This window comes from Eudoraea sp. (assembly GCF_049669105.1).
In the GTDB taxonomy this organism is placed as follows: Bacteria; Bacteroidota; Bacteroidia; order Flavobacteriales; family Flavobacteriaceae; genus Eudoraea.
This window is the reverse complement of record NZ_JBATKE010000086.1, coordinates 1-11,297: the sequence shown is the minus strand read 5'-3', so window position 1 is coordinate 11,297 and position 11,297 is coordinate 1. Positions and strand designations below refer to the sequence as shown.

The window sequence follows — 11,297 nt, the reverse complement described above, 5'->3', positions numbered from 1 at the left end:
CTGTACCACTTTGAAGAATAATTCGTTTCCAATTCAAAAAACGCCGGTAATTAAAATAGATAATTGTTGCGATCGCAGCAGATTCTATTGAATAAAATTAATTTTTCAGATCTCCTTAGGAACATTGCTCTGCTTATCCGGGAAGTTATAGGGATATTGGGGTATATTAGTATTCATGCAACCAGTTGTGCTTAATATTAAACGAACAAGTATGAGATATCGAAAAGCTTCTAAATACTTTTATTTTATTGTTCTAATTTTTCTGTATAATTCAGTTTTCGCCCAAAACCTAAAGCAAGAAAAGATGGAACAACTAAACTTCATGATTGGAGAATGGGTTGGTACGACAAAAGTTTATGAAAATGGGGTTGTTGCCAGACAAGGTTCAGCGTACGAAAACATTTCCTATGACCTAGACAAGAGTATTTTGGTAATTGAGTTGAATACCGAGTTTTTGCAACTTCATACGATAATTAATTACGATGAAAAAGACCAAAAATACTACTACTACCGATTTTCTAAAGGAGGTGCCGCTAGATATCCTGCGGAATACAAGGATGGACAGCTCATCGTGTGGAGAGATGAAAAGACTAGATTTTTTTTCAGCAGAACTCAAGAGGGAGGCTTTCAAGAATATGGGGAACAAATAATTAACAGGGAATGGACAAAATTTTTTGAAGATACTTTTAAGAATACCCAGTAAATAAAATACTATGCACAACAATGTATAACCGCAATAACGGCGGTAGATGGATAATCGAATGAATCGTACTACAAATCAACAACTCCCACAACTGAAAAAAACGTAAATTATAACCCGTAACTGACGGTTATACAAGACCGTTTTGTGTAATTTGAACAAACAGAACAGATGTCAGAAAAAACAGAGGATTTAGACAATTATTTAGACAATCATTACATACATCGAAGTAATTGGTTAAGAGCTGCTGTCCTTGGAGCTAATGATGGAATTTTATCAACCGCAAGCATTGCGATTGGAGTTGCTGCTGCAAGTGATATGCGGGAACCTGTTATTCTGGCAACATTAGCCGGACTGGTTGCTGGTGCTCTATCAATGGCAGCTGGAGAATATGTTTCTGTAAGTTCACAAACAGATGTTGAAAAGGCTGACATCGAACGTGAAAAGTCAGAGCTAAATGAAATGCCCGAAATTGAATTACAAAGACTAGCGGAAATTTATGAAAAAAGAGGACTGCAAAAAGAAACTGCCTTAACTGTAGCTAAAGAGTTAACGGAACACGATGCGTTAGGAGCACATATTAGAGACGAATTAGGGATTAATGAAATAAGTCAAGCTAAACCTATGCAGGCTGCATTTGCTTCTGGCGCAGCCTTTACAATAGGAGGATTACTTCCATTTTTAGTAACACTATTTTTTCCTTTAAAAAGTATGGAATATTCACTTTACGGTTTTGCACTATTTTTTCTAATTATTTTAGGAGCATTAGCAGCTAGAACAGGTGGTTCAAGTATTGGAAAAGCAATTTTAAGAATTACTTTTTGGGGAACGGTTGCAATGGGGCTGACCGCTTTGGTTGGTTATATGTTTAATGTGAATGTTGGATAATTATATGATAAAAAAAAGAAACAATAACATAATATCAAATAATACTATTAAGACAATGACTAAATCCTTCCTATTAAAATGAAAAACTTTAAACTTCCGTACTTGCCCATATTATTGTTGTTAGCTATTTCCATTTTTCCAAAATCGCATTCCGTTTTCGCCCAGTCGTCTAATCTTACACTGGAACATTTTGACTTATTAGTCGACTTAAGCAGTCCAAAAATTAGTCCAGATGGAACGAAAATATTGCTAATAAACCGCAAAGCTGACTTCGAAGAAAATAAATACATCAATTCATTATGGATAGTAACGAAAGATACTAAAGAAGCCAAACCACTTACCTATAATCGGCCTTCAATTCATCAACCGGAATGGTCTCCTAATGGTGAACACATAACGTTCTTAGCCGAAGGAAACAATAAGAAACAACAAATTTTTAAACTAACAAGTCAAGGGGGAGAAGCCCAACAACTGACACATAGTAAAATGGGTGTCATTACATACAAATGGAGCCCTAACGGACTTTTTTTTGCATATGTTGAAAAGGATTCTTTAGCGGAAAAAAAGGGGGTTGAAAAGCATAACAAATCCTTTGAAGTAGGTTATGATTGGTATCTGGCGAAAGAAGCCTCGGTGCCGGCCCATATTTGGATCTGTTCCAATGAAGGTAAAAATGCGTATCAGTTAACCTCAGGGGAAGTTGGCTACAATGTTTTTTCGGGTAGTATAAATTGGTCTTATGACAGCAAAAAGTTAGTCTATATAGCACAGCCTAAACCACATTCAGCAGAATTCTTAAACAGTTCATTGCAACTTATTGACATAGAAACCAGGAAGATTACTGTGCTGGACAAAGGACCTGGAGTTCCCGCGAATCCATCTTTTTCCAAAGATTTATCTGTTGTTTTATATAGCAAAACCAGAGGATTAGAGCCATTTTTTAATCCCATGGGATTATTTTCTGTGGATCAGAATGGTGTCAAAAAGAAAGATGTAATTCTTGATATCGATCGTAACATTTCCAGACATTTCTGGTTCTCTGATCAGAGTTTGCTTGTTGGTGCACCTGATGGAACGAAAGTAAGTTTATGGCGTGGTCTGTTAGATGGCATTTACAAGAATCTGGATACAAATGGAGTCCTTCCTTCGCTTAACAATATTGCTATAGGACCTGATGACGAAATAGTATTTATTGGTTCGAAAGCAAGTGAACCATCAGAATTGTATTATATGAAAAATCATCAAAGCATTCCGGAAAAGATTACTTCTTTCAATGACACTATTTCTCAATTAAATTTAGGTAAAGTTAGCTCTATAAACTGGAAAAGCGAGGATGGCTTTGAAGAAGACGGAGTAATCACTTATCCACCTGATTTTTCATCAAATAAAAAATACCCATTGGTATTGTATATCCATGGTGGACCGATGGGTTCTTCATTAGAAGATTTTAATTTTTTCGCACAGGCTTTTGCTGCTCAGGGTTGGGTCGTTTTCCAACCTAACTACCGGGGAAGTAATAATTTAGGAAAAGCTTATCAAAGATCTGTCATAAACGATGCGGGTGAAGGGCCAGGAAAGGATGTGATGGCAGGAATTGAAGCCATTAAGAAGCTAGGTTTTATTGATGAAAATAAGATGGCTGTATCAGGGTGGTCATATGGTGGCTTTATGACGGTTTGGCTTACCTCTCATTATCAAGGCTGGAAAGCCGCAGTTGCCGGGGCCGCCGTTACAGATTGGTTTGACTGGTATAATATGGCCGACATGAATATTTGGTCGGGTTATGGTCTCGGCGGTTCTCCTTGGCTTAATGACAATGCCGATAATTACCGCAAGCAATCGCCTATAACCTATGCGCACCAAATTAAAACCCCGACCCTAATTCTTTCTAATACATTGGATCAAAGAGTAACAGTTACTCAATCTTTCAAATTATTTCATAACTTAAAAGACAATGGCGTAGAGACTAAATTCATAGCCTATCCGGTTTCGGGCCATTTCCCACAAGACCCGGTACATAGAAAGGATGTCTTTAAGCGATGGATGTTCTGGATAAAGGATCATTTTTGACAAAAAGAAATTTTCCTGAAGCCTATGAAACAAACGGCCACTAACAAAAAATAAACGGCATTAGCACCTATGCTGAAGCTTCGGCGTAAGCATAAAACGTCCGTTTATCAAGGTCGTTTGGCGTCATTTGAATAAAATTGGTATCAACTTAGCATCTTAATAAACAAAAATAGTATGAATCAAGTTTTAGTCACTTTGCAAAATGAAATCAAATTGTCAAGATCTCGAATCCTAAAAGAAATAAATAGTATTTCGACGGCCGATGGCTCTAAAAAAAATGATGTGGAATCCTGGAATATTCAAGAAGTTATGGAACATTTGGTTTTAGCAGAAAGAGGTGGGTTTAATCTTATTTACACTGCAGCAGAAAAATTTCGTATAGGCGAACCTGTATGGGAAGGCAAATCAGAGAATGATGGATTGTCTATGGAAGAAATAATAAAAAGAACCTGGAAGCCAAAAGAAAAGGCACCTCCCTCAGCTACGCCTAACGGGAAATGGACTCTTGGAGTGTGGTCGTCTCATTTCAGAAATTGTGATGACCTTTTGAAAGAATTTAATTCTATTTTAGATGGCTTACCTTTAAATGAAGTAATTTATCCTCATTTTCTCTGTGGTCCCTTAAATGTAATTCAAAGGCTTGAATTTATTCGATATCACATTGACCGGCACCATCTGCAGATCATCGAGATGAAAAGAACATTCAAAATATAAATTATTTATTACGGAATAAAGGGCATTATCACCTTCGCCAAGGCTTCGTCGATTAAAGAAAACGCCCTTTATACTTACCGTTGGCAAACATTATCACAATCCTAAACGAATATATTATGAAAAAACACATTACACGATCCTTCCTGCTATTACTATTTATTACAAATGTATTTTCTGTTAATTCACAAACATCAGAAAAAGCAATTCCCATTTTTAAAGATGGAGAGGCCCAGATAGTACCCGCTTTTGAGGATGAGACAAAATGGATTAGAGAAGATCTCTGGGTTGAAACAGAATTTGACACGGATGGGGATGGCAAATTAGACAGAATGCATGTAGACGTTACGCGTCCGTATCAGACGGATTCTGAGGGATTAAAACTCCCTGTGGTTTATGAGTCAAGTCCATATTATGCAGGTACTGCCAATCCTATTCCCGATGGTTTATTTTGGGATGTTAAACATGAACTTGGCAAAATGGGGAAACCTCGTGTACATCCGGAAGTAACGCGCACAGGCAAACGACCTGTCATTTCTAATTCACAGATTAAGACATGGGTGCCAAGAGGATATATTGTGGTACACTCATCTTCACCAGGAACGGGCCTATCTCAGGGATCACCTACTGTTGGCGGAGATAACGAATCTTTGGCTCCAAAAGCCGTTATCGATTGGCTTTGTGGTCGTGCTGAAGGATATAAAACGCCTTATGGAAATGAAAAAGTAACCTCATTTTGGTCAACTGGAAAGGTTGGAATGACGGGGACGTCATATAATGGAACGCTTTCTCTTGCTGCCGCAACTACCGGTGTAAAAGGACTTGAAGCAATCATCCCGGTAGCACCAAATACATCGTATTATCATTATTACCGGTCAAATGGCTTGGTTAGATCTCCCGGGGGTTATCTGGGTGAAGACATTGATGTTTTATATGACTTTATCCATAGTGGTGACGAATCAAAACGAGCCTATAGCAATTCTAAAATTCGTGATACCGAAATGAAAAATGGCATGGACAGAATCAGTGGTGATTATAACGATTTTTGGGAGGGTCGCGACTACTTAAATGATATGGCCCCAATGAAAGCTGCGCTGCTGATGTCACACGGATTTAATGATTGGAATGTCATGCCTGAGCATAGCTACAGAATATATAAAAAAGCCCGGGAAATGGGACTTCCAACACAAATTTTCTACCACCAAAGCGGTCATGGCGGAGGACCACCGCCGATTACAATGATGAATAGATGGTTTACACGCTATTTGCACGGTGTGGAAAATGGTGTAGAAAATGACGCTAAAGCATGGATAGTTCGTGAATATGATAAGAAAGATAATCCAACAGCATATGCAGACTACCCTAATCCGGATGCCTCGTTAGTGACGCTGTATTTAAGTTCTGGAGCCCCAAAGACGGGAGCTCTAAGTCTTTCTAAAACACCGAATCAAGGCATGGAAACATTTGTTGATAATTACTCTTTTTCAGGGACATCCTTAGCCAAAGCCGAACAAACAAATCATCGCTTGCTCTATGTTTCTCCAAAATTATCTGAAGATGTTCATATTTCAGGAACGGCAAAGGTAACAGTCAGGTTATCTAGCAGTAAACCCGCTGCAAACCTTTCGGTATGGTTGGTCTCGTTGCCCTGGAATGAAGGAAGAGAGGTTAAAATCACCGATAACATTATTACCCGTGGGTGGGCAGATCCGCAAAATCATAGCTCGATACGAAAAAGTGAACCCCTAAAGAGCGGTAAATTCTATGAGGTATCCTTTGATTTAATGCCCGATGATCAAATAATTAAAAAAGGCCAACAAATAGGACTCCTGATTTTTTCGAGTGATAAAGAATATACATTGCACCCGGAACCCGGAACTGAATTAACGGTTGATTTAGATGCAACAACGATTAACTTGCCAATTGTGGGAGGCATTGAAGTGTTTAAAAATGCAGTAAAAGAAAATTAAACATAATAGACCAATCTAAAACGTTTGCCAACCATAGCTATTCTATGGAAGACCACAAGAATACATGTCCGGCTTATTAAATAAGCCGGATTCTTACTTTTTAAACCAATAGCCATAGGAGTTTAAAAGATTTCTTAAGATTCCACGAAAAGGCAACTTCCCTGCTACTTGTCGAAATATCCACTCGATTGTACAAAAGCCTCTGCGTCCTCCATATGTAAAATGTTCTGAAGGGCTTCGGTTTTATCAGCGGCCTGTTCGTAATATTTTTTGGAAATCAAATATCCCATGGCGTAGCCCAGGAGCCTGGGATATTCGCTTTGGTTGATTGACGCCCAAAGCCAAAAGTCTTTATTTTGTGTTTCCAGATCTTCTGTAAATTGCTGTTTCAGGCTGCTTTCGTTTTTCTTAATATAGTCCAGGGCGGCACTTTGGGTAATGTCATTGAGCACCAAAGAGGTGACAAATTCTGCCCCTCCTTCCCTAAGGCAAATGCCAAGCATATTGTTAGGAGCGGTGTACAGTGCTGCATATTTTTGACCCCCCATGGCCATGGCTTGTTGGAAGTGCGACAACTCATGAGTCATTATTTTTTGCAATTTTTCCAAATTATCGGCTGCGCGGGTTACGGTGATCAGCTGCCCCACCAGGGAGGCCTGTCCTATGCCCCTATTTGCCCCAACCAGGAGATAGGTTGGCGGGTACATCGCATTGGGCAGCACGCTGCTATAGTCTTGCATGAGTTTCAGGTAGGTCTCTTCCACGACAGGGATATTGGCAAGAAAATTTGGAAGCAGGGCATAGCGCTCCGGATGGGCCAACATCGCATCCCTCAGCAGCTCCGGGCTTAGTTGGTGTCGGCGTATAAATTCTTTTAAACCTTCGGATCCACGATCGAAATACATGGTTTGTAATACCTGGAGCGTATCCGTATTGGTAAGTAGTTCGTTGTAGGCCTCAACAAAATGAACAAGGTCAGTATAAACGACCTTGGCCTGCTCTGGTGTTCGTGGATGGTTGGGTTGGGCAGAGGCTACCAGTGACAGGAACATACACAGTCCCCAGAAGCTCAAAGCGCTGTTTTTTAATGAAATTAGTGTGGTCATCATAAAAGAGTGTTTTTGTTGGTCTAACAAAAATAAAGAAGATCTTTTTATAAAATTGTTACAGTTCAGAGACAACGCATTTCAGGCTTCAAACACATCACAACCCTGCAGGGCGGATTCATAGTACCGGGCCAGTGGCATTTTCTGCTAAAGAATCGAGTATTACGGGCTATGTTTTGTGCCTTCGATCACCGAATTGTTCCAATATACCTATGCACATTTTTTTCTAATCTATAGGAACTTTTATTGAGGCATTTACACTTTTCCAAAGGCGGGTACAATAAAATTCCCGTTTAAAAATGACTTTGGATCTATTTGGCTTTGCAGGACAACACCACTACAATGGGATTCAACCAACAGTTGTGCTGACTGCAGCAAGCACACTGCCGTGGTTATTTGGATGGCCCGCAGTTTATGCCGCCCTATGGTTTGCGGGAGTATCCGTTTGCTAATCTCACGTCTGTGCATAGTCCCATCTGTATCCTTACCCTCCACAGCAGCATACAAAATGATCCGGTCATCTTCGTTGTGTGGAATCAACGCTTCCATTTTTTGTTGTAAGGCAGCAATAGCCTCACTAGTATTTCTCAATCCGGCAAGTTGTTCTTCTACCCATACATAATGTCCAGGATATCGTAATGTCTTGTAGTCGAGGGAACTCACCTTTCCAGCTAATGCATCAGGCAGGTCAGCGGCACCTCCGGAAGTCAGGTCCTCTTCATAGGTAATGCCATCGATAATGATGCTGGCTCTTTCTGACAAAGCAGGAAGTCTTGTTTTTTTAAAATCTCGAAGCACCAAAGTATCTTTTAAGTATTCGGTAGCCACTCCGACCGGACTCCAGGTAAATCCATAATAATGTGGGGAAACAGCATGGTCGGTCAGGGCACCTACTTTAAACTCCAGCTTGTCCACATTGTCTACTTCAAAATCGCTGCAAAACTTTTGGAAAAGGTGGTTGGCCAGGATATTGATGTAGCCGGGAGCGAGACCGGTTTGAAGAACGAAACCCGTTGTGGCATCCTTTGCCAATTCCATTATTTCGGTGGTTTCTGCAACATACTCGGTCAAGTTTACATAATGCATGTGAAAGTCTTTGGCCAGCCGGGCTATTTTCGGCGCCAGACGACCAGGGAGGCAATCGAGGAGTACATTACCCTGACCCAGGATTTCTTTCATTTCTTCTGTAAGGCCTTCCTCGGGGAGATGAAATGCCGTAACGGAACAGGGTTTACTTGTACCCTCTTCTATCCATCTGGCCACCTTTTGTGCTTTTGAAAGTGTTCGGTTTCCGATAAAAATGGTAGGGGGTACTGCACTCCATTCCATCAGAAGCAGACCAGCTGCTTCTGCGATTCCTCCCGCTCCGGCAATAATGATGTTAGAGTGCTTATTCATTCCATAAATATAGCATTTTTACCAAGTTTTATTTTTTCCTTGCACCCCAATAATTTTGTAAAGCTACTATTCCCTTTTATCAATGGAGAGCGAAAACGATTCCTTTATTTTGAACGTAATACCAACCGTTGTTTGAATTTTCCCTATGATGGAGAATTAAAATTAATGGTTGTAAAAAAAGGGAAGGCTAACTTCATAGATAATAAATGGAACTACATGGTTAAAGTGAGTCCGCCATCTACTGTAAGTGTGGAACCAGCAATATAACTGGATTCATCTGAGCAAAGAAACACAATAGCTTTTGCAATCTCCTCCGGGCGGCCAATTCTTTGTAGATGTACAGTAGGCAGCAATCCTTTATCGTACAAGTCGTCACCAACAACACCTCTCAGGCGCTGGTGCATAGGTGTATCTGTAACACCCGGACATAAAAGGTTTACTCTAATGCCCTTTGGCCCTAACTCGGCAGAGACACTGGTCGTTAATCCAATAAGACCGTGTTTAGACGTTACATAGGCCGATCCGGTTGGAAAACCCAGAAATGAATTAACTGAGCCTATATTCACAATTGCACCACCCAGACCAAGATCGAGCATGGCTCTGGCCTCATACTTCATGCAAAGAAAGGTTCCCTTTAGGTTGATGTCAAGCACCTGATCCCAATCATCTTCAGAAAGATCGGTTATCCCATTTAGTTTTCCTTCTATGCCGGCATTATTAATTGCATAATCCAAACGGCCAAATACTTCGATAGTATGAGCGACCATTTGTTCTACGCTCTTAGCAATAGAAACATCGGTCTTGATAGCTGATGCCATGCCACCCTTTGCTTCTATAGAAGCCACTAAGCTGTCAAGTTCTTCTTTTCGACGTGCAGCAACAACAATGTATGCTCCTTTCGCCGCAAAAGCTTCTGCAGTTGCCCTTCCAATTCCACTACTTGCCCCGGTGATCAGCACAACTTTTTCTTTCATAGTACTCATTTGAATCCTTTTTAATTGGTTAGTATAGTATTAATACTTTTAGTAATTCGTTTTGATAAAAATTAATGTGTTTGCGGTATCACTTTTTAGATTTTCTAAAACTCTCTTTCGCTTTCTTTGTCTTAAGTTAGTGGAAATTATAGCCATTAATCCCAATGTGAATACAACGGAGAACATGTACCAATACCCACGTCCGATTTGACCCCTGGGGTAGTCTATATTCAATTCAGCGATTCGATCTTTTATTCCGACAGGCAAGGTACTCTCAGATACCTGGTCCAGAAATCTGTGAAACTCAATTATTAATTTGTTTAATTCGTCATCTGTAACGCGTCCATCTTCCAGGAATCTCTCACATTCATGGTATACAAATTCGAGATATTTTATGCATGTTTCTATGTTCATTTCTTATTGCTGCCGGCAGTCTAGGGGAGACTGCGTGGCAGGCTTTATTTAGTTACATTTATTTTGATATCTATTTCCTTCGTTTTCATTGCAATTATTGATCTGCAGGCCTATTATAATACCAACGACAACTAATATAATATAATCTCACCAATAGCAAACTTAGGCTATTTTGCTGTTTTTATACCATCCGGAGCCTTAGCGGAGGTTGGGTTATCATCAGCGAGTTTTTTACGGATTTTACTAAAGAAGTTCATCTTGGGAAGTAGTAGCTGGTTGTTCTTCCTAAGGTAGGGAATTATCTGGAAAAGTGTTCTGGTGGTTCAATCGAAGTTGCCATGAAAGCACTTAAAAAAGGACTGAAATCAATTACTCTTTTCTTTATATCAATTATGATGTTCCTATCGCTACCATTGCACAAGGCATAACGGTTAAGTACAAAGGGCGTTTTCTTTAATCAACGAAGCCTTGGCGAAGGTGAAAATGCCCTTTAAACAATGTTGTAGCCAGTATTTCTTATATCAATTTCCAAGTTTATGTTCTCCTTCTACCTGCTCTTGTAAATTTGGCAGTGTTTCCTAACGTAATGCGCTTTTATACAAGTGATTGCCCCAATTGGGTTTAGCTCTTGTTAGCGGCTTTTTTTTATCCATATTTATCAATGGTATAGTTAATGTATTCAAAGAATATAAAACCTCACAGTAAGCTCATTAAGGAAATGGTATAAGGTAGGTTAATCTGATTTATAGTACTTCTTGTTTTCATAAAACAAATAGAGACGACCTTTAATGGTCGTCTCTACTAATAGTGTAATAAATTCTAACTATTGTTATTTGTTATAATCTTCTACCATTTTAGTGAACGCCTCTAAAGCATCTAGTTGGAAGCTGGATTCAAAGACGGGTCCTTTAGTAAAAAAGGTTCTAAAACCATATGTGTCTTTAGCATAATTAGTTAAAACCGTTTTATTATCACCTACAAGAGACTTTAAATTGATTGTAGACATATTTTTCGCCTCCTCTCCTTCTTTCTGGGAAAGAATCTCAAAGTTGTTTTCCTGCCATTT

At 39.5% G+C, this 11,297-nt stretch carries 10 protein-coding genes; 5 read left to right on the top strand and 5 right to left on the bottom strand.

The genetic code is table 11. The features are described from left to right. The first annotated feature begins 304 nt into the window (after positions 1 to 304). The 5 genes from WBM60_RS07195 to WBM60_RS07175 all read left to right on the top strand — a co-directional run bounded on the left by WBM60_RS07195 (position 305) and on the right by WBM60_RS07175 (position 6,339). Positions 305 to 703: a hypothetical protein gene (locus WBM60_RS07195; RefSeq protein WP_424282917.1), complete on the top strand. Its 399-nt coding sequence runs from the start codon at positions 305 to 307 to the stop codon at positions 701 to 703. Positions 704 to 871: 168 nt separating this feature from the next. Next, on the top strand, positions 872 to 1,588 hold the full coding sequence (locus WBM60_RS07190) for a VIT1/CCC1 transporter family protein (protein WP_424282916.1): 717 nt from the start codon (positions 872 to 874) through the stop codon (positions 1,586 to 1,588). 78 nt (positions 1,589 to 1,666) lie between these two features. Continuing rightward, entirely contained in the window at positions 1,667 to 3,658 is a 1,992-nt protein-coding gene (locus WBM60_RS07185) for a S9 family peptidase (RefSeq protein ID WP_424282915.1), read from the top strand. A 174-nt stretch (positions 3,659 to 3,832) separates the two neighbouring features. Next, complete coding sequence (locus WBM60_RS07180; RefSeq protein ID WP_424263120.1) at positions 3,833 to 4,372, top strand: hypothetical protein; 540 nt, start codon at positions 3,833 to 3,835, stop codon at positions 4,370 to 4,372. 116 nt (positions 4,373 to 4,488) lie between these two features. Beyond that, complete coding sequence (locus WBM60_RS07175) at positions 4,489 to 6,339, top strand: Xaa-Pro dipeptidyl-peptidase (RefSeq protein WP_424282914.1); 1,851 nt, start codon at positions 4,489 to 4,491, stop codon at positions 6,337 to 6,339. Between the two features lie 164 nt (positions 6,340 to 6,503). Here WBM60_RS07175 and WBM60_RS07170 read toward each other — a convergent pair whose 3' ends face one another. The 5 genes from WBM60_RS07170 to WBM60_RS07150 form a co-directional block, all read right to left on the bottom strand. After that, entirely contained in the window at positions 6,504 to 7,448 is a 945-nt protein-coding gene (locus WBM60_RS07170; RefSeq protein WP_424277367.1) for a DUF2268 domain-containing putative Zn-dependent protease, read from the bottom strand. A 252-nt stretch (positions 7,449 to 7,700) separates the two neighbouring features. After that, on the bottom strand, positions 7,701 to 8,843 hold the full coding sequence (locus WBM60_RS07165) for a saccharopine dehydrogenase family protein (protein ID WP_424263114.1): 1,143 nt from the start codon (positions 8,841 to 8,843) through the stop codon (positions 7,701 to 7,703). A gap of 212 nt (positions 8,844 to 9,055) precedes the next feature. Further along, on the bottom strand, positions 9,056 to 9,817 hold the full coding sequence (locus WBM60_RS07160; protein ID WP_424277925.1) for an SDR family NAD(P)-dependent oxidoreductase: 762 nt from the start codon (positions 9,815 to 9,817) through the stop codon (positions 9,056 to 9,058). A gap of 48 nt (positions 9,818 to 9,865) precedes the next feature. After that, positions 9,866 to 10,231, bottom strand: a complete 366-nt coding sequence (locus WBM60_RS07155; RefSeq protein WP_424263110.1) for a hypothetical protein — start codon at positions 10,229 to 10,231, stop codon at positions 9,866 to 9,868. 829 nt (positions 10,232 to 11,060) lie between these two features. After that, on the bottom strand, positions 11,061 to 11,297 hold a 237-nt coding region (locus WBM60_RS07150; protein ID WP_424282913.1), incomplete at its 5' end, for a hypothetical protein.